The 20,038-nt window shown below is 30.5% G+C and carries 15 protein-coding genes; 6 read left to right on the plus strand and 9 right to left on the minus strand.

Annotated elements, in window-relative coordinates; translation table 11 throughout:
* Positions 1-45: 45 nt before the first annotated feature.
* The 3 genes from J3477_RS24145 to J3477_RS24155 form a co-directional block, all read right to left on the minus strand.
* Entirely contained in the window at positions 46-3,186 is a 3,141-nt protein-coding gene (locus J3477_RS24145) for an AAA family ATPase (RefSeq protein WP_206872792.1), read from the minus strand.
* A 1-nt stretch (position 3,187) separates the two neighbouring features.
* Entirely contained in the window at positions 3,188-4,399 is a 1,212-nt protein-coding gene (locus J3477_RS24150) for an exonuclease SbcCD subunit D (protein ID WP_206872793.1), read from the minus strand.
* A gap of 340 nt (positions 4,400-4,739) precedes the next feature.
* Positions 4,740-5,069 (minus strand): hypothetical protein, encoded by a 330-nt coding sequence (locus J3477_RS24155; RefSeq protein ID WP_206872794.1) that lies wholly within the window; start codon positions 5,067-5,069, stop codon positions 4,740-4,742.
* 683 nt (positions 5,070-5,752) lie between these two features.
* Here J3477_RS24155 and J3477_RS24160 point away from each other — a divergent pair.
* The 3 genes from J3477_RS24160 (at position 5,753) to J3477_RS24170 (ending at position 9,382) form a co-directional block, all read left to right on the plus strand.
* The gene (locus J3477_RS24160) at positions 5,753-7,246 is read left to right on the plus strand and encodes a SpaH/EbpB family LPXTG-anchored major pilin (protein WP_206872795.1); all 1,494 of its coding nucleotides are present in this window, start codon (positions 5,753-5,755) and stop codon (positions 7,244-7,246) included.
* A gap of 216 nt (positions 7,247-7,462) precedes the next feature.
* A complete protein-coding gene (locus J3477_RS24165; RefSeq protein ID WP_206872796.1) occupies positions 7,463-8,407 on the plus strand; it encodes a class C sortase in 945 nt (314 codons plus the stop codon).
* A gap of 6 nt (positions 8,408-8,413) precedes the next feature.
* Positions 8,414-9,382, plus strand: a complete 969-nt coding sequence (locus tag J3477_RS24170; RefSeq protein WP_206872797.1) for a sortase — start codon at positions 8,414-8,416, stop codon at positions 9,380-9,382.
* A gap of 561 nt (positions 9,383-9,943) precedes the next feature.
* Here J3477_RS24170 and J3477_RS24175 read toward each other — a convergent pair.
* The 5 genes from J3477_RS24175 to J3477_RS24195 all read right to left on the minus strand — a co-directional run bounded on the left by J3477_RS24175 (position 9,944) and on the right by J3477_RS24195 (position 14,952).
* Positions 9,944-10,516 (minus strand): ANTAR domain-containing response regulator, encoded by a 573-nt coding sequence (locus J3477_RS24175; protein WP_206872798.1) that lies wholly within the window; start codon positions 10,514-10,516, stop codon positions 9,944-9,946.
* A gap of 20 nt (positions 10,517-10,536) precedes the next feature.
* Positions 10,537-11,865 (minus strand): glutamine synthetase family protein, encoded by a 1,329-nt coding sequence (locus tag J3477_RS24180; protein WP_206872799.1) that lies wholly within the window; start codon positions 11,863-11,865, stop codon positions 10,537-10,539.
* 185 nt (positions 11,866-12,050) lie between these two features.
* Positions 12,051-13,274, minus strand: coding sequence for a peptidase T (gene pepT / locus J3477_RS24185; RefSeq protein ID WP_206872800.1), 1,224 nt, complete (start codon positions 13,272-13,274; stop codon positions 12,051-12,053).
* A 16-nt stretch (positions 13,275-13,290) separates the two neighbouring features.
* Positions 13,291-14,091 carry a DUF1189 domain-containing protein gene (locus J3477_RS24190; RefSeq protein WP_206872801.1) on the minus strand — a complete coding sequence of 267 codons (801 nt, stop codon included), beginning with the start codon at positions 14,089-14,091 and terminating at the stop codon, positions 13,291-13,293.
* Between the two features lie 75 nt (positions 14,092-14,166).
* Positions 14,167-14,952 (minus strand): DUF1189 domain-containing protein, encoded by a 786-nt coding sequence (locus J3477_RS24195; protein ID WP_206872802.1) that lies wholly within the window; start codon positions 14,950-14,952, stop codon positions 14,167-14,169.
* Positions 14,953-15,068: 116 nt separating this feature from the next.
* Between J3477_RS24195 and J3477_RS24200 the strand changes: the two genes are divergently transcribed.
* Positions 15,069-16,382, plus strand: a complete 1,314-nt coding sequence (locus tag J3477_RS24200) for a L,D-transpeptidase (RefSeq protein ID WP_206872803.1) — start codon at positions 15,069-15,071, stop codon at positions 16,380-16,382.
* 70 nt (positions 16,383-16,452) lie between these two features.
* On the opposite strand, the gene J3477_RS24205 is transcribed toward J3477_RS24200, so the two are convergent.
* Entirely contained in the window at positions 16,453-17,418 is a 966-nt protein-coding gene (locus tag J3477_RS24205; RefSeq protein ID WP_206872804.1) for a 3'-5' exoribonuclease YhaM family protein, read from the minus strand.
* 269 nt (positions 17,419-17,687) lie between these two features.
* Here J3477_RS24205 and J3477_RS24210 point away from each other — a divergent pair, with 269 nt between their 5' ends.
* The gene (locus J3477_RS24210; RefSeq protein WP_206872805.1) at positions 17,688-19,025 is read left to right on the plus strand and encodes a CCA tRNA nucleotidyltransferase; all 1,338 of its coding nucleotides are present in this window, start codon (positions 17,688-17,690) and stop codon (positions 19,023-19,025) included.
* A gap of 28 nt (positions 19,026-19,053) precedes the next feature.
* Positions 19,054-19,998 carry an AEC family transporter gene (locus J3477_RS24215; RefSeq protein ID WP_206872806.1) on the plus strand — a complete coding sequence of 315 codons (945 nt, stop codon included), beginning with the start codon at positions 19,054-19,056 and terminating at the stop codon, positions 19,996-19,998.
* Positions 19,999-20,038 lie beyond the last annotated feature (40 nt).

Genomic DNA, 20,038 nt, shown 5'->3' on the forward strand with positions numbered 1-20,038 from the left:
CTAATTGTAAGCACATACTTGCTTTTAGCTAGTCTTTTTTATGTCTTAGATGAAGTTAAACTTTGCTTTACTTCCTTCTCTAGCAGGCGTAATTTCTAGTCTAGCATCTATTCTTTCCTTTAATTCAGGAACATGGGATATTATACCAACAAGTCTTCCCCCTTGTTGTAGATCAATTAAACACTGTATAGCATTATCAAGAGATTCTGGATCTAAGGTACCAAATCCTTCATCAACAAACATTGTATCTAGATTTATTCCCCCAGCATAGGCTTGAATTACATCTGCAAGTCCTAAAGCTAAACATAAGGAAGCCTTAAAACCTTCTCCTCCAGATAAAGTCTTAACATGTCTTGCCTTACCAGTGTAATTATCAAACACCTCAAGCTCTAGACCTTCCTGCTTTCTTCCCTTTCCTTTTTCTTCTTTTCTTCTTAATATAAATCTTCCACCAGCCATTTTGTATAGTCTTGAGTTAGCTGCTTCTATAATTTCATCAAAATATGCAGCAAGCACATATCTTTCGAAAGTTACTCTCTCAGTATTATCACCATTTACTACTCTAGCAAGCTCTGCTACCTTAGAATACTTTTCTTCCTGGTCACTGATCAAATTAGTAAGCTCTTCTATTTTACTCAATGCTTTGATATTGGTATTAATTCTAAAAGATATCTTTTTCTCATGTTCTCTAATTGTTTTTTCTCTATCTTTTAACACAGTTAGCTCATTATCAATATCATCTAATTTAATATAATTTAGATTTTCAATATCCTTTACTGAAGCATCATATCTATCTTGTAACGACTTAAGATTCTCATTATACTCCTTGAGCTGCTTCTCTAGGATTTTCATATCTTCCATAGTTAAGAAAGCTGTTTTGTAGTGATCAAAATCCTTAAATCCACATTCAATTATCTTTGCATTTAATCTTTCTTGTATTACTACTATCTGATTTTCTATTTCTTTAATATTATCCTTTTGCGTATTTAACTCCGCTTCTGCTGAAGCCTTGTTGGCAGTTGCTTTATTAAAATCCTGTTGAGCTTTATTTAAAGAATTCACAATGTCTTCTATTAACTTTTCACTTTTACTTATTCTATTTTGAAGAGCACTTAAAGCTCTTATGCTCTCAGGTATTTCATTTTCGATACTAGTTAACAGTTCTTGTTCAGCTCTTATCTTACCAAATAACTCTGTATATTCATTATCAAGTCTTTCCTGACTACTTACTTCTGTTTCGTATTCTCTATTTGATTTATCAATTTCAATCTCAATTTTTTCTTTTAACGATAGATTATTTTTCAACTTTTCTATTTGCTTATTTAGAACGTCATATTCAGAGGCTAAAGTTTTTCCAGCTTCCGCTATATTCTTAAGTTTACCATTTATATTTAGTTTTAAGAAACCTTCTACTAGAACTCCTTGAAGCTTTTCTTCCTGTTCTTTATATCTTTTCTCTAATTCCACCAATGAAGCATTTAAAGCTGATAATTTTTGCAGCTTATTTTGATATTCTTGATTTATCTTATCAAAGCTTTCTTTTAATATCTTAAGCTCACTTTCAGTAGGCACTTCTTTTACCATTGCGGCAGGACTTGGATGCTCTGTTGAGCCACAAACAGGACAAGGCATTCCTTGTATAAGTTCCTTAGATAAAAGACCTGCTTGACCTTTCTTAAATAGCTCATCTAGATGCTCATACTCTTGTTTTTCTTTTTTAAAACTTGACTCTATACTCGTATAATCCTTCTTTTCAGTATCATATATTGAAAGTGCTTTACTATATTCCTGATAATATTTATATAGATTTCTAAGCTCATCGATCTGTATTTTCTTATTCGCTAAATCAATTTCTCTAGCAGATAATTCTGCCTGCTCTTTTTGAAGTTGTCTAACCAAAAGACTTTTTTCTTCTATAGTTTTCTTTAAAATAATTAATTTTTGTTTCAAATCAATTCTTAGCTTATCTTTAAGTTTAATAGAATTATCTAGTTCAATTACGCTTTTCTTTTTACCTTCGTAATCTTTAACCTTTACCTCATAGCTTTTAAGGATTGATATATCGCTTAAAAGTTTATTTTTCTCTTCTTCTCTTTTGGTTACACTTTCAAGTTTTAACTTTGCTTCTTCCATTATCTTAGTAATGTTCTCTAGTCTTACTATGTTTTGCTTTATTACACTGTCCTTTGATGTTTTATCTGCTATTTTATCTTCAAGTATTTGCTCTACCTGTCTAACTTCAGCTGCACTTCTAGCTGACACAAGTGATGCTTCCTTACTTATATATAGATCTTTTTTATCTAATTCAATGTTAAGTATTTCTTTAAGTTTTTTGTTATTATCAACTTTTTTGTTTATCTCTTGTCCTTGAAACATTTCTTTCTGTAGCTTATCTTGCTCTTTTATTACTTCTTCTAAAGTAACTCTGACTTCAGCTACCTTATTTTCATCCTGCTCTATATTTAGCTTACTTTCAGATAGTATTTCTATAATATTTAAATCTTCAGCATTTATTAAAGTAACAAGCTTATCATCATCACCACAATCTATATTTTTTATGTAAGTCTGTCTTTCATTACTTACATTCATTATTTCTCCATAAAGCTTCTTTCTTTGAATATCTAACCGATTTTGAATCTCTAGGAAGGCTTCTGTACCAAATATCTTTCTAAATATAGCTTCTCTCTCTACACTTTCAGCCTCTAAAAGTTTTCTAAATTCCCCTTGAGGAAGCATAACAATTTGCTTAAATTGCTGCTTATTTATTCCAAGTACTTCACTTATCTTTTCATCTACATTATTTACTTTAGTTATTACATTTCCATTAGGTAAAATAAATTCTGCTTCAGCACCTTTTAACGTATATCCTTCTCCTCTAGCCTTTCTTTTTAACTGCTGAGGATATCTTTTTATTCTATAAGTCTTACCTTTAAGTTCAAACTCCAGTTCTACAAAGGTTACATTGTCATCTAACGCAAAATCACTTCTAAGGCTGTCCTTATCTCTACTACTTCCAGAAGCCTCACCATATAGAGCAAAACTTATAGCATCAAATATAGTTGTTTTTCCTGCTCCAGTTGGACCGGTTATCAAAAATATATTTTTATCCTTCAATGCCTCAAAGTCTATAGTCTGCTCATCTGCATAAGGGCCAAAGGCACATATCGTCAATTTTATAGGTCTCATGCTACTTTACCTCCCTTTCAACATCCCTTATGATGTCAGCTATTATATCAAACTTGTCTTCATCTACTTCTTTGCCTGCTATAGCCTTATAAAATTCTTTAAAAAGTTCATCCTTCCCCTTAGTTTTATATCCTAGGGATGCAGAAGTCTTGCTTCCTTCTCTTTGAGCAGAGCTTTCTCTACTAAGCCCCATTATATTTGGATATACTGCTCTAAGCTTAGATATAGGATCTACAAGCTCTCCTTCATCCGTAAGCACAGCAAATATATAATCTTCTATATTCGTATCTTTATAAACCGCTGGATTTATTAACTCCTTTAAAGGTCCTTTTATAGTTCTCATATCTCTTCTAGGTTTGAAGTCCTTTATGTCAATCTTAACCTCACCATCATCATTTATATCAACTAGGGTTACGCCTTTTCTCTGACGAGCTTCTGAGAATGAGTATTTAAGCAAGGATCCAGAATATCTTATCCTATCTGAACCTACCTTCTGTGGTCCATGAAGATGACCTAAAGCCGTATAGGTAAATCCATCAAACACCTCTCCACCTATTAGATCTGTTCCCCCTATATTTAACGGTCTCTCTGAATCAGAAACTTCAAGACCTGCCCTCTTTTTCTTCTCTTCTCCTAAATCGTCAACTGCTACCTCCTCTATGTCACTCATAAAAGAAACATACCCGTGCGCTACGATAACATTTCTTTCTTTTCCACTAACTTGTTTTCTTATCTCTTCTATTAGCTTTTTCATGGCATCTTCATGAGTTCTAACAGTTGTATCTTTATACAATTCTCTTATAACTACTGGTTCCGCATAAGGTATTAAAAAGAAATTAACTTTGCCATGACTATCTTCAAGTTCCACCTTCTTTATTCCCTCATTAAAATTACCTTGTATATAAAGCTTGTTCTTAGTCAAAATTCCTGATGCAAAAGATACTCTTTCTGCACTATCGTGATTACCTGCTATAGCTATTATCGGAGTATTAAGTTCTAATAATATCCTAGAAAACACTTTATCTAATAAAGATACAGCTTCCACAGAAGGTACTGATCTATCATATATATCTCCAGCTATAACTAATGCATCTGGTTTTTCTTCTTCTATTATCTTTACAAGCTGTTCCAAAACAAATTCTTGGTCTTCTATCATACTTATTTCATTTACTATTTTACCGATATGCCAGTCTCCTGTATGTATAAATTTCATATTTATTCCACCTCAAAGTTATACTCTATTATCAAATTATATCGAAGCTTAACGATTATATCATAAAACCAGGCAAGTCAAAGCTTCATTGTTTATTAATCATTAATTTCTATACTAACGTTCTTATTCCTTCTACTATGCTTAAAGTATTTTTGTGTAAATAAAGAAGGTTTTTCTATATTTAAGTATGGACTAATTCCTTAAAGGTCAATCTATTTATTAATTATTTTAGAATAAACTATATAAATATAAAACACTTCAATCCAAAATCTATTTTCAATAAAAAAATGTCTCTAAAATATCTACTGATACCCTAGACACATCTAATTATAAAAATGATTTATATTTTTAAATTTTTAATTTTATCTATAAAATTAAGCGTAGATCCAACAAGCAGGCCACTCATTACAAAATATATTATTGATGGTATATCTATTATATATATACCAATCAAAGTTATGATAAATTGAAATAAAAATATTGATAAGAAACAAGCTAAGGGTTTCCACTTTTGTTCTATCTTCATTCTTAGATTTATCCAATTAGTTATATTAAATCTTTTATCAAAAAATGAATATAGCACCATCCCTATTCCCATAGCTATTAGTATAGGCATAGTCTTATAAAGAAAGCCATGTATAATCCCATTTAGCATATTATAATCTATCATAACTTAAATCCTCTCAAAACTTACAGATAATTACTCATGTTTTACATTTTTATTATATTACTTTCACCTCCTCTATTCTACCATTATTTTACTAATATTAATTATTATCAAACTATATTTAACTTATAATAACATCTCTTAAATCTTATTATTAAAAAAATTAAAATCATTTCAAAGTTGTTATCATAAAATTTCCACCTTGCTAATAACTATAATATATAAATAAATCACAATAACTTTTCAGCAAATAGATAGATTAATAAAAGACAATAAGAAGACTAATTCTCTTTTCTATTTACTGTATTTCTTATGTAAATCTAAAGATTGGACAAGCTGTAATAAATAGCAATGAAGAATTTGCTAATTCAACGGCTAGTCCTTCTTATATAACTAATGATGATTGATAAATTATCTGTTGATTGATACATCTTCACTTACAAACTATAGCGAAATATATAGTTTAAATTTTTTGTTTATGAGTCAAATATTCCAGCTGGATACCCAAACAAGAAAAATACAATAAATACTCTTACTAATAGTTATAACTTGTCAGTAGTAAATGTATTAGTAATGTAATTCGTTATAGGTAGGATAGTGTTAATGCTTTTCTTAACATTACTAAAGAAAGAAAATCAACGGAAGGTAAGAAAAAATTAAAGAATAGAATTAAAGGGGAGAAAAAAATGAGAGTATTTAAAAAATTATTAGGACTTATAGTGCCAACCTTTATGCTGTTGGCAACATCAGCAATACCAGTACATGCAACCACATCGGAAACTGCAACACCACAATGCACAACTTCTGGTACCAATGTTACAATTCATAAAATTGTTGGTACACAAGCTTTTACATTAACTGACCATAACGGCGGAAAGCTATCAGCCGATCAAATAGCCTCATTACAAACAGGTGCAGTAGAGAATAATACCGGAGTAGAATTCACAGCATGGAAACTTGACTCAAATCCTAACTCAAGTTATGTAGCAGATACATTTAAAAATATGACTAACGATTATTTAAATAACACTTATCAAACTAAAGTTACAGTAAGAGCTGGACAATCTCAAAATTTCCCAAATGGAATTTACTATGTAAGAGAAACTAAACATCCAGCAACTCTTGTAGATGCAAGTGGTGTACCATTCATAATGGAGCTTCCAGCTCTAAATGTTGCTGGTACTGCATATCTTACAGATTTACATCTCTATCCTAAGAACGTAATTGTAGATGATACTCCAACAATAGATAAAGATGTAAACGCAAAAGGTCAGGATCATGCTAGCTATGATATAGGTGAATCATTTAACTATCTTATTTATCCAAAAGTTCCTATAGGAATTCAAGATTACAAAACCTTTAAAATACAAGATGCTTTGGCATCAACTTTAGATTATTTAGACGGAGTTACAGTAACCTACAATGGAAATACTTTATCACCTTCAACTGATTATACTTTGGTAGCTTCTGCAGTAAATACTGCTGGTGGTAATTTCGCTATAACTTTTACACCAGCAGGATTACAAAAATTAGGCACTGATTTAAATGGAGCTAAAAATCTAGAAATCAAATTTACGGCGAGAATAAACAATACTGCAACTATGGGTACTAATATATATAACAACGCTACGTTGACATACAACAATGGATATTCAGGGGATAAATGCACTGATGTTCCTAAGAGTAATCAACCAGAAGTTCATACTGGAGGTCGTCAGTTTATAAAAGTGGATAATACAACTCAAACTTACCTTAGTGTATTATCTAAAGCGAGTTTTGTTATTAAAAACTCTGACAATAAGTATATGAGTAAAGATAGCCAAGGTAAGATAACTTGGGTAGATACTACAGATGCTGCAACTAAAATCAATGTAAATCCTAATGATGGTAGCTTTGAAGTTACTGGACTTGCATATGGAGACAATGATTCCGCAGTTACTTATCAATTAAAAGAAGTAGTTACACCAGATAAATATGTAACTATGAATGATTTAACCTTCACAATCGATAAAAACTCCTATGGTAATAAAACTGATATTAATGACAACACAAAAGTCATTAATGTTAAGAGACCAATTATTCCTCAAACCGGTGGAATTGGAACAATCATATTCTTAGCAGCTGGTCTTATAATTATGGGCTCATCAGTAGTAGCCTTGAAGAGAAGAGTTCAGGCTTAGTATTGTCTGAATTGAATAAAAAGGGCGAGGTTAATCTCGCTCTTTTGTTTTAAACAATAAATCAAAAACAATATATATGTACAAGCTATTCAGATATTAAATTATAAATTAATACCATAAAGATATTACCTTAAAATACTTTGTAATAAAAGAGCATTAAACTTTAAGCTTTATGAATCACTGAAACTAATTATAGAAGAATAGGGGAAGGAAACAATGAAAAAAAATAGAAAAACAACCGAAAGTTCAGGAAATTCTACAAGTAATTCTAAGCATAGCATCTGGAAAACCTTAATTATTGTTATGATTTTTATTGTAGGGCTCGGAATCTTCTCTTATCCAATTATCACTAACATAATCTATGAAAAAGCCGCCAAGAGGGTTAATCAGGATTTTGATACGGCTGTTACAAAAATCGAGGATAATGTAGTAAAGGACAAGATGGATAGTGCCCATGCATATAATGATTATTTGTCAGGCATTAATAATTCTGAAGTATTGAAGGACCCGTACACAAAAGAACAAATGGATTCAGGAGTAGAAGATTATGCTAAGATGCTTGAAATCAATGAACAGATAGGTCACATTGTTATTCCTAAAATTAACTTAAACGCCCCAATATATGTAGGAACATCAGAGAAAGTGCTTCAAAAGGGAATTGGCCATATGGAAGGAACTTCTCTTCCTGTTGGAGGTAACTACACTCATACCGTCCTAACCGGGCATAGAGGATTGCCGACTGCAAAACTTTTTACAGACTTAGATAAATTAGAGGTAGGAGATAAATTTTATATAAAGAATATCGGTGGTACTATAGCTTATGAGGTGGATCAAATTAAAGTAGTTGAACCAACAGAACTTAGTGACCTTGCTATTGTTCCTGGACATGATTACTGCACACTTTTGACTTGTACTCCCTATATGATAAATTCTCATAGACTTCTAGTTCGTGGACATAGAATCGATTATGTTGAAGCAGTTATGGAGAAAGAGATTACCGATAGCAAGACAAACAACATGTATCGAAACTTATTTTGGGGAACTTTAACCGCCTTTATTGCTTTACTTATGTACATTTTATTAAAGTTTTTGAAAACTAAAAGAAAGGTAAAAGCACAATCAGGCATTGATGTAGCATTTTCTAATGAAAAAAGGGGCTAGATTGAAATGAAATCAAATAAACTTGTAGGCCAGAAGAAATATATCTTTCTTTTTATTCTAGGAATGCTAGTGTTTATGTATCCCACTTTTTCTAATGCTTATTATAGTTACAAAATAATGAAGAGTACAACTAATGTAATATCCCCCTCAAGCAAAGCACCCCAGTTTTCAAGTAGCCAGGAAAAAAATGAAAAAGAAAACAACAGAATACAGATAAGTGATAAAGAATTTCAGGAGATTCAATCTGACCCTGCAATGAAACCACTACTAAACAAAGATGAAGACTATATCAAAGAATATAATAAAAGGCTATGGAATCTGTCAGGGTGTACAACAGATCCTTTCCACTCAGAAAATGGAATACCTGTTGAAGATAATATGAAAACTGAAGATAAAACCTCGATATTTGCGTATATTAAAATAAATAAAATTCACCAAACACTACCAATTTATCTAGGAGCTACAGATGATCACTTGAATAAAGGTGTTGCTGTTATTCAAGGAACTAGTATTCCCGTTGGAGGAGAAAATACTAATTCAGTAATTGCAGGACATACTGGACAGATACAAAAATTTTTTACTGACTTGCCAGAGCTAGTACCTGGAGATATTGTTGAAATCACAAACCACTGGCAAACCCTTTATTACAAAGTTACAGGAAATAAGGTAATCTTACCAGATCAGCAGGAATATCTGAATGTGGTAAAGAGCCTTGATATGATAACTCTTCTTACTTGTTATAGTAGTACACCTAAAAATGATCGTCTTTTAGTATTTGCTGAAAGGTACTACCCCTATGAAGAAAATGAAAAAATTAAAAAAATAGAAGATGTAAGTTCATATCCTTATCTATCCCAGGTGGAGTTAAAGGTAAAACCTTGGTACGAAAAGCCTCAAACGTTTATAATTGGTTTTGCAGTAATATTAGTTTGTCTGTTTATATATACTTTTTTCAGCAAAAAGAAAGATTTGTGAAAGATCAATATATCTTGGATGAGTAAAAGAAAAGAACTTGCATCTATATATTTTTAGATACAAGTTCTCTTCCTTTTAATTTGTCATTTATAAAATAATATTAAATTGGAGGCTGCATATTGTAATGCATTTAAGTGTATAAGGATAGCATTAGCAAAGTTTAGGCATATTATAGATGCACCATTACTAAAACTTATTTAAGTACAACCTTCTATATGATTTAACTAAGTATTATAAATGCTATTATTTCTTTATTTATCTGTGTATCTATCTTTTTTTATCTATATAATTAATACCCTCTTAACATAAAAACATAATCTATACGAGATATTATATATTTTTCTATTTACATACAGATTATTTTAAAATATATAGTTCTAAACATATCCCAACTTCTATCGTTTTTTTTATTTTAGTCATTTCATTGTAAAAAACCATATTAATTCTCTGCGAAACTCACTAAAGTATCGTATGTAGCTACACCTTAATTTCAGCACATTACTATTTTTATATAAAAAAATGACGCTCCAATTCATCTGTATATGAATCAAGCGCCATTGCTTATCCTTTATAGGAATTTATTATTCTCTTTGCAACATCGAGCATAGGCCTTTTGCTATTCATGCTCTCTTTCTGAATTCGTCTATAGGCTTCATTTTCCTCGATGTTTTCTTTCTTCATTAATAGTTGTTTTGCTTTATCTATTATAAGTTTATCCCCCACTGGTCTAGTACTTCCTTCAGCCTTACCATGCTTACTATTAACAATATCTTCAATAACATCATTTACAGTATGCAAAAAGCTACTAGGTTTAATTGGCTTTTGCATGCATACTATGCCCAATTGTGATGTCCATTTAGATATTATATTATATTGCTGAGAAGTACATAGAAGTATTACTTTGCTTATTGCTTCCCCTGAAATAATTTTTGCAACCTCTGCCCCATTTGTATCTGTAAGCTCATAATTTATTATAACTATATCTGGCTTTGTAAGTCGTGACTTTCTTATGAGCATACTTCCGGAAGTGCAGATGCCATCAACATTAAAACCCTTTTGAAGGAGAAGGCTTTTTATCTGTCCACCTGCTTTTAAAGTGCTTGTTCCTAATACAATCTTATAACTGTTAAGCATGCACTTCCCCCCATTTACTCCTAGAATTTACTTAAATATTGATCTATCTCCCACTGATGTACCTTTGCTCTATAATCATCCCACTCTAAGCTCTTTGCTTCCTTGTATACTTGGAATGCATGATCGCCTAAAGTATCTTTTACTAAACCATCTTTACTAAATTCTACAATTGCATCATAAAGATTATCTGGAAGTCTATCTATGCCTTGCTCTTTTCTCTGTTCTTCAGTCATAACAAATATATTAGCTTCTATACTTTTTGGTGGTGTAAGTTTTTTCTTTATTCCTTCCAATCCAGCTGCTAGGCAAAGCGCAAGCGCTAGATATGGATTGCAAGATGGATCTGGACATCTAAGCTCAACTCTAGTTGATTTTCCTCTTGATATTGGTATTCTAACTAAAGGACTTCTATTTTTAGGAGACCATGAAACATATATAGGCGCTTCATAATCTGGAACTAATCTTTTATAAGAATTAACAAGTGGGTTAGTAACTGCAACTATTCCCTTTATGTGATCTAAAAGCCCCGCTATAAAACTATATGCATCCTCACTTATACCAAAATCATCTTTTTCATCGAAAAATGCATTAACTCCATCCTTCGATAATGACATGTTCATATGCATACCTGAACCGTTTATTCCAAATATAGGCTTAGGCATAAAAGTTGCATGTAATCCATGAGACTGTGCTATGGTTTTTACTACTGATTTAAAAGTCATTATATTGTCAGCAGTCTTTAGAGCATTGTCATACTTAAAATCAATCTCATGCTGCCCTCTTGCAACTTCATGATGGGATGCTTCTATTTCAAATCCCATTTGTTCTAGAGCTATGCACATATCTCTTCTAGCTTCTTCACCAAGATCTATATGTCCTAAATCAAAATAACTTGCATTGTCATGAGTATTAGTAGTTGGTGAACCATCATCATTTGTATGGAACAAAAAAAATTCACATTCTGGTCCTACATTAAAGGTATACCCTAACTCTTTTGCTTCATTCATTACTTTCTTTAAAATATATCTTGGATCTCCTTCAAACGGTTTTCCATCACCTGTGTAAACATCACAAATAAGTCTTGCTATATTTCCGTCAGGTGTTGACCAAGGCATTAATTGAAAAGTATCCAAGTCTGGTGCTAAATACATGTCCGCTTCTTCCATTCTAACAAATCCTTCAATTGATGATCCATCAAAGAAACATTCATTATTAAGGGCTTTGTTTAGTTGTCTAGAAGTTATCGCTACATTCTTCATAGTACCAAATATATCTGTGAATTGCAGTCTAATAAATCTAACATCATTTTCTTCAACAAGCCTGATTATATCTTCTTTTGAATAAGACATAAAAACCTCTCTCCTTTACCCTTGATAATAATAAAGACGCCTATATAGAGCCTAATTGGCTCATATATAGAACGTCTTTGTTCATCGTATTATTCCTTAGTTATATCATACTATTAATAATATTCTGTACCAATAGAGTTGTCAACATTTATTAACATTAAAAATGTAAATAGCTGTAACTGAATTTATTTTGAATATATATCTACTAGATTTAAAATAACTTCAACAGCTTTTTCTATTGATTCCACAACTGCATATTCATACTTTCCGTGGAAATTCTCCCCACCGGCAAATATATTAGGTGTAGGTAGTCCCATAAAGGACAATCTAGCACCATCTGTACCACCTCTTATAGGTCTTACATTTGGCTTTATACCTGCTGTTTCCATAGCCTTTATAGCATTTTCAACAATGTACATAACAGGCTCTATTTTTTCTTTCATGTTTTTATATTGATCTTTGATTTCTACATTTATAGTTCCTTGACCATATTTATCATTTAAACACTTTTCTATTTGCCTCAATTTATTCTTTTTAGATTCATAACCATCTTTAAAGAAATCTCTTATTATAAATCCTAAGTGAGTTTCTTCAACTTCACCTTTAATATCTGTAAGATGAATGAAGCCTTCATAACCTTCAGTCTTTTCTGGAACTTCATCAGATGGAAGCAAGTTTATGAATTCATTTGCAATAAGCATTGAATTTATCATCTTATTTTTGGCACTTCCAGGATGAACATTTCTTCCTTGGATAGTAACCTTTGCTCCAGCTGCATTAAAGTTTTCATACTCTAATTCCCCTATAGCTCCACCATCCATTGTATATGCAAGGTCTGCTCCAAAGAATTCTACATCAAAATGATCAGCACCTTCACCTATTTCTTCATCTGGAGTAAAACCTATTCTTATCTTTCCATGCTTTACTTCTGGGTGATTTATAAGATATTCTGCTGCAGTAACTATCTCAGCAAGACCTGCTTTATCGTCAGCCCCTAGAAGAGTAGTACCATCAGTTGTTATCAAAGTCTTCCCTTTGTACTCTAGTAAATCTGGAAATTCCTTTGGTGAAAGTACTATATTGTTTTCGGAATTTAGTACTATATCTCCACCATCATAATTTTCTACAAACTTAGGTTTAACATCTTTACCTGTCATATCAGGAGATGTGTCCATATGTGCTACAAAACCAATAGTCGGAACCTGATTTTCTATATTTGAAGGTACAGTCGCATAAATATAACCATTTTCACTTAACACAACTTCCTCTAATCCTATTTCTTTCAATTCATTAACTATCAATTTAGCTAGCTCTAATTGTCCTTTACTGCTTGGTGTAGTACCTGTTGTAGTGTCTGACTTTGTATCTACCTTTACATATCTTAAAAATCTGTCTATTACTTGTGACATATTAACGCCTCTTTTCTTATAGTTCAGTTAATTCCATATTATTATTATCATCTTTTATTGTCTTCAATACAACTCCTAGATATATTAGTGCACCTAAAATATATATTTTATAAAAATGAGGAACTTGAAGACTAAATGCTCCTCTTACAATATCTACTACAGTAGGCAAAGTTAATGCATAAATTGCAAGTTTATATAAATTACCAAATTCAACTTTAGCCTTAATAAATATGTTTATAAGAATACCTATTACAGCTACAACTAAAGCTGAGAACATATGTCCTAAGAACATTCCTATCATAAAGAATGGTACTAATAAAAATGAAAGCCACTTTAATTTATCTATAAGATTTATAACACCTTCTTTAGTTACTGTAAGTGCTCCTAAATCCGAGTACTTTACGTCTTGATTTTGACCATTTTCTTGATTTATTATGAACTTATCTTTAAACACATACATCGTATTTGGGCTCTTATCTTTTATTGTAGCCATATTAAACTCACTAGCATTTTTAGTTGTATCAACCACTATTAAAGTATCTTTATCTTTATAAGTAAATGGGCTTGAAGATATGTTCATAACTCCATTTTCTAATCTAAAGTCTACATTATTGTTATTCAATTCGCTTACTGCAGAGCTTATTGCTTTTGTAGCAGTGTAAACTGTTTTTATACTATTAATGCCTCCTAAAAGTATTGACATTATTAAAAGATATAAAAAAGCTCTTCCTAAAGTTTCTCTGTTAAAGTTAATATAATACTTTACGTCCACTATAGCTTTTAAGAATTTTTTAAAAAAGTTATCTCTTTTTTGCATTAACTATTCCTCCACCTTATACCATTATATAGCAATTATACTATATTAATTAATTAAAAAGAAGAGCAGACTAACCTACTCTTCTATATTTTTAGTGCTAGATATTAATATATTTCTTATAGCTAAAAACATATATATTGAGCTTATAACTATGTAAACATAATTTATAAATATAATATTAAAGGCAAATACTCTTCTTATACAGCTTATAATTACAGCAGTTGTAATAGCGTATGAACTGAGTTTATATAAGTTTCTATATTTTATTCCAGCTTTAAGTACCGAGTTTATTAGTGTACCTACCGCAGATACCATAAAAGCTGTAAATAAATTTGAGACAAAAAATAACACTGGTGCAGATATAAGCATAATAAAAGCTCCAGCCTTAAAATCATATATTGCTTCAATAAATTCAGTCTTATTAAACTTTAAAAACTTTATTATACTATATCTAGTTTCATCTATACCTCCAGATCCATTCTTTATATAAGCTTTATCTTTAAGAATTAGTACAGCTTTATCATAGTTCTCTATTTTTGATAAATCAGTCTTTCCTGTAGTATCTATTACTATATTATAATCATTTCTTTTTAGTAAGATAGGTTGTTTTCCATCTACCTCTAAAATACCATTATTAAAAGTAAACTCTGGGAACTCATATACTACCTCATTATGTATTGTATCCATGAATTTATAATAATTATATGTAGGTCTGATATAGCTTATAAATCCGAAAATTATTGATAATATAAATAGATAAATTATTGCACTAGCAAGACTTAACTCATTAAACTTTATATAAAACTTAGGTTTAGTTATTGCATTATATATCTTTCTAAAAAAAGGTACATTTTTATCCATACGATTGATCCCTCCTTGTTGTATTTTAGCCATTGAAAAAATTTTTAGTACTGAATATTGTTTATATTCATGTAAAGTTGGAGATAATTTAACTAAAATAGGAAGGAGGATGAAGTTTGAAGGAACAGAAAAAAGAAAAAGAAGAAAATCTGGAAAAGAAAAAAAGAAATTTTTCTTTAACAAAAACTATTACCATGCTTATATTAGCCTTTTTTTGCATATCAATGTCGTATTCTTTTTATGCGTATAATGATATAATTACTGACTTCAAAATTAATTTTGATAAAAAGGATTATTCAACAGCAAATTCTCTTATGGTATCAAAAGGGAACTTTAATCCAGCAAAAAAGCTATTATTATATACTGATTTAAAAAACTATTTCTCAACATATATTGATGACCTAATGTCTAGTTACAAGAATAATAGTTTATCAGATGAAGCTACACTAGCGGCTTTAAGGGAAGTAGAAAGATATGGTGTAGTTAATGATAAGATAAGTGAGGTCAAGAAGAATATTCCTCTCCTTAATGACTCCGCTAATAACTTTTCATTAGGTATGAAGTTATATAAGGATAAAAACTTTGTAGACGCTTATAATGCTTTTGACAAAGTCAGTAATTTTGATGATAACTTTCTAAAAGCAGAGGAATATAAAAAAGATGTAATTAATTCAATAAAGGATGAGACGCTAAGCTCAGCCGAGAAACTTGTTTCTGAAAATTATTTTTCTAAAGCTATCTCATTATTAGAAGATAATGCTAAATATTATTCTAAAGATAAGGATATATTAAGCAAGATTGATGAATATAAAGATGAAAAAAATAAATTTCTTAATAAAGATTCAACTACAAAAGGTTCAACTTCTGATTCCTCTAAGAATACAAGCTCAAATTCGAGTTCTAACGAATCAAAAAGTACTAATTCATCAAATGATTCTTCAAAGAGCACTACAAATTCAAATAGCAGTACGGACTCTACCACAAAAACTACCTCTGTTGCAGCAATGACAATTAATTCGAACACAATAAATTCACTTAACCTTACTTCTGATACATCTTATTTAGTTTATGTAAACTTATCAGCTCAAAAAACTTATGTTTTTAAAGGCAAAAAGAATGATTGGAGTTTGGTAAAAAATTATTCCTGCTCTACTGGAATAAAAGGAAGTGAAACTCCTTCAGGTGTATATACTGTAAAAGAAAAAGGCGATTGGTTCTATTCAACTGATTATAAAGAAGGGGCTAAGTACTGGGTTCAATTTGATGGCAATTACTTATTCCACTCCTTACCTTATAATGAATCAAAATCAAAAATAACAGACTATACATTAGGCAAAGCTGCTTCTCACGGCTGTGTAAGACTTAAGGTGGAAGATTCTAAATGGATATATGATAATATTACAAGAGGGTCAAAAGTAATAATAAACTAGGTAAAATAAAATACTCCCCATCAACTAGATAGGGAGTATTTTAAATATTATCTGGTTTATTTTTTGTTTACTATTTATCTAAGTTATGATTATATATTCTCCTATTTTCAAGTGACCATAATCTCTCAGAGAATTGCTTTTCTTCAGTTTCACCAGTAACTCTTCTTATATCATACATTCTAGCATCAATTATATCTATATAATGCAGCATCTCAGCTTCTGCTATCATAGGTTTTACTGGACTTCCATACTCTGGTTCATAATGATGTGAAAGTATCATATGTTGAAGCAATACTATTACTTCTCTATTAGCCTTAAAGCTTTCTCCAACGACTTCAACATCTTTTATACCTTGAGTTATATGCCCAAGTAATGTGCCTTCTAAACTATATTCACCTACTATACCAAGTTCATTGGAGTTCATTTCTTTCATCTTTGCAAGATCATGTAGTATTACCCCAGCATAAAGCAAATCTTTATTTAAAAATGTATATATTGAGCTTAAGTTTTCTGCTACATTAAGCATTGTCATTATATGATAAAGTAACCCGCCTCTTATTGCATGATGATTCTTTTTTGCTGCTGGATAATACATTAATTTATCTTTAGAATCATTAAATAAATATCCAACAATATTTTTTATATCTTCATTTTTCATTTTTTCGATATATTGTTTTATCCTGTCAAACATATATTCACTATCAAATGGGGCACTTTGAACATAGTCTTGAATATTTATACTATCCCCTTGATCTATGTTTCTTATCTTCTCAATTTTAAGTTGAAGATTTCCTTGCCAAGCAGATACCATTCCTCTTATTTTAACGATAGTATTTTCCTTAAATAAATTTTCATTTTCTTCATTAACTTCCCACAGCTTTCCAGCTATCTCACCAGTACTGTCCCCCAACGCAAAATCCAAGTACTTTTTGCCATTGGCATTGGCTGTTTTTAAACTTACTGATTTAATTAAGAAGAACCCTTCTACTCTTTCATTTTGTTCAAATTCACTTATCTTTCTTAACTCTATACCCAATATGCTTTACATCCTTTCGTCAATATACTATTAATAATTATATCTTTAGTTTACTATTCATAAACATAAATAAGTAAAATAATTTATTTAAATGCTTATAATATATTATATACTTAAATTGGGATACAAAGGCTATATCAAAGAATAAACACTTCAATCTAAAATAAAAATTTCAATACCTCTATAAATTTTTATTTTGATGAATTTCAATAGAAAGTTATAAGCTAATAATTATTATAGACCTATAAAATTTTACAGGAGGTTTTAATATGAATATACCAAAGGAAGTACAATTCATAATAGATAGATTTTACGAAAATGGTTTTGAAGCCTTTATTGTTGGTGGCTGCGTTAGAGATAACATAAGAGGGGTTGCACCTAATGATTATGATATAACTACAAATGCTTTTCCTGAGACAATACAAAGTCTATTTGATAAAACAATCCCTACAGGAATACAGCATGGAACCATAACAGTTATTGTTCAAGGTAATAGCTTCGAAGTAACTACTTATAGAATTGATGGAGAATATATAGATAATAGAAGACCTGAATCAGTTGAGTTTGTATCCGACATAAAAGAAGATTTATCTAGGAGAGATTTTACTATAAATGCAATGGCATACAATAATACCTTAGGCTTAATAGATTATTTTGGGGGGCATGATGATATAAATAATAAACTAATAAAGGCAGTTGGCAACCCTGATAAGAGATTCAATGAAGATGCTTTAAGGATGATGAGAGCAATTAGGTTTGCCTCTCAACTTGGTTTTGATATAGAAGAAGAAACTCTTTCATCAATTATAAAAAATAATAACCTTATAAAAAATATAAGTTCTGAAAGAATACGGGATGAGTTTATTAAAATAATAATGTCTGATAATCCTAGTCTAGGCCTTAAGCTTTTAGCTGATACAAAAATACTTAACCATATAATTCCTGAACTAGCTGCTTGTATTGGCTTTGATCAGCATACTCCTTATCACGATAAAGATATATTCAATCATACACTATCAGTTGTAGAAAAGGTACCAAAAAAAGTTCATTTAAGACTTGCAGCTTTATTTCATGATATAGCAAAACCAGCATGCTTTACTCTAGATGAAAATAACATTGGACATTTCTACGGACATAATAATAAAGGTGAGTATCTTTCAAGGAAGCTATTTAGACGTCTTAGAATTGATAATGCAACTTCTGATACGGCATGCACATTAGTAAAAGAGCATATGAATGTACTAGTAAATGCTACAGATGTAGCTTTAAAAAGAATGATAAATAGAGTTGGCAAAGAATTAGTTTATGATTTATTTAAACTTCAAAGAGCTGATATATTATCCTCTGCTCCACCATTCTTATATCTTGAACATGTTGATAAAATGGAAAGTAGAATTACTGATATTTTAAACTCAAAAGCTCCACTAGCTTCAAAAGACTTAGCCATAAACGGAAATGACTTAATCAATGAACTAAACTTAAAGCCCGGAAAAGAATTAGGTAACCTATTAAAGCATCTATTGGAAAAAGTTCTTAAAGATCCAACTTTAAACACTAGAGAAATTTTATTAAATTTAGCAAAAGATTATGTAGTATATAACAAGTAATTTTAGTAATTGCAGAGGAGTTTTTATTATGATTGTTAATGCCTTTAATGGAGTATTTACCCTTGTAATCCTAATAGCAGTTGGATTTTTCTTAGGTAAAAAGGAATGGTTTAATGAAAATACAGATAACTTAATGTCTAAACTAGTAATTAATATATCACTCCCTGCATTTATGATAGCTAATTTAAATACTAGCTTTACTAAAGAACAATTTATAGGTTCCTTAGGCGGATATATAGTTGCATTTTTATGTATAACTCTAACTTATCTAGTGGGATCTATTATATATAAGTCCTTTTACATCTCCAGTGATAGAAAAGGTGTTTTTAGGGCCTTATTTGGATTATCCAATACTATATTTGTGGGGCTACCAGTAAATATATCTATCTTTGGAGAAAAGGCTCTTCCTTATATATTAATTTATTATATAGTAAATACGTTGTTCTTTTGGTCTATAGCTGCCTATGATATAAGACAAGATGGTAAAGGTGTTAATAATAAGTTTCTTTCAAAAGAGAACTTAAAAAACATTATATCTGCTCCTTTAGTGGCCTTCATATTTTCAGCTACACTGATACTTCTACAAATTAAGCTACCTATTTTTATTTTAGATAGCTGTAAGTATCTAGGAAATCTAACTACTCCTTTATCTACAATATTTATAGGATCTATACTCTCTAGTATGAATTATAGTGAAATGAAAGTAGACAAAGATTCTGTTTTAATTCTTATAGGAAGATTCATAATTTCTCCTATAGCAGCTTTCATAATTCTAAGTTTTACTTCATTTCCTTTATTAATGAAACAGGTATTTATAGTAATGTCTGCCATGCCTGTTATGAATACAGTAGCTATTGTTGCCAGGGAATATGATGGAGACTATAAATTTGCTTCAGTATTAAATGCAACCTCACTAATAGCAAGTTTTATCTTCATACCTATATATGTGTTTCTATTTAAATATCTTTTGTAAATCGCTTTTTATGAACACTAGCCTTTATTCATATAAGCGC

This window comes from Clostridium zeae, assembly GCF_017312485.1.
Lineage (GTDB): Bacteria > Bacillota > Clostridia > Clostridiales > Clostridiaceae > Clostridium_AR > Clostridium_AR zeae.

What these genes read in the sequence shown, in the direction of transcription:
- J3477_RS24145 (WP_206872792.1), bottom strand. Translation starts at nt 3,186, where the DNA reads ATGAGACCTATAAAATTGACGATATGTGCCTTTGGCCCTTATGCAGAT.
- J3477_RS24150 (WP_206872793.1), bottom strand. Translation starts at nt 4,399, where the DNA reads ATGAAATTTATACATACAGGAGACTGGCATATCGGTAAAATAGTAAAT.
- J3477_RS24155 (WP_206872794.1), bottom strand. Translation starts at nt 5,069, where the DNA reads ATGATAGATTATAATATGCTAAATGGGATTATACATGGCTTTCTTTAT.
- J3477_RS24160 (WP_206872795.1), top strand. Translation starts at nt 5,753, where the DNA reads ATGAGAGTATTTAAAAAATTATTAGGACTTATAGTGCCAACCTTTATG.
- J3477_RS24165 (WP_206872796.1), top strand. Translation starts at nt 7,463, where the DNA reads ATGAAAAAAAATAGAAAAACAACCGAAAGTTCAGGAAATTCTACAAGT.
- J3477_RS24170 (WP_206872797.1), top strand. Translation starts at nt 8,414, where the DNA reads ATGAAATCAAATAAACTTGTAGGCCAGAAGAAATATATCTTTCTTTTT.
- J3477_RS24175 (WP_206872798.1), bottom strand. Translation starts at nt 10,516, where the DNA reads ATGCTTAACAGTTATAAGATTGTATTAGGAACAAGCACTTTAAAAGCA.
- J3477_RS24180 (WP_206872799.1), bottom strand. Translation starts at nt 11,865, where the DNA reads ATGTCTTATTCAAAAGAAGATATAATCAGGCTTGTTGAAGAAAATGAT.
- pepT (WP_206872800.1), bottom strand. Translation starts at nt 13,274, where the DNA reads ATGTCACAAGTAATAGACAGATTTTTAAGATATGTAAAGGTAGATACA.
- J3477_RS24190 (WP_206872801.1), bottom strand. Translation starts at nt 14,091, where the DNA reads ATGCAAAAAAGAGATAACTTTTTTAAAAAATTCTTAAAAGCTATAGTG.
- J3477_RS24195 (WP_206872802.1), bottom strand. Translation starts at nt 14,952, where the DNA reads ATGGATAAAAATGTACCTTTTTTTAGAAAGATATATAATGCAATAACT.
- J3477_RS24210 (WP_206872805.1), top strand. Translation starts at nt 17,688, where the DNA reads ATGAATATACCAAAGGAAGTACAATTCATAATAGATAGATTTTACGAA.
- J3477_RS24215 (WP_206872806.1), top strand. Translation starts at nt 19,054, where the DNA reads ATGATTGTTAATGCCTTTAATGGAGTATTTACCCTTGTAATCCTAATA.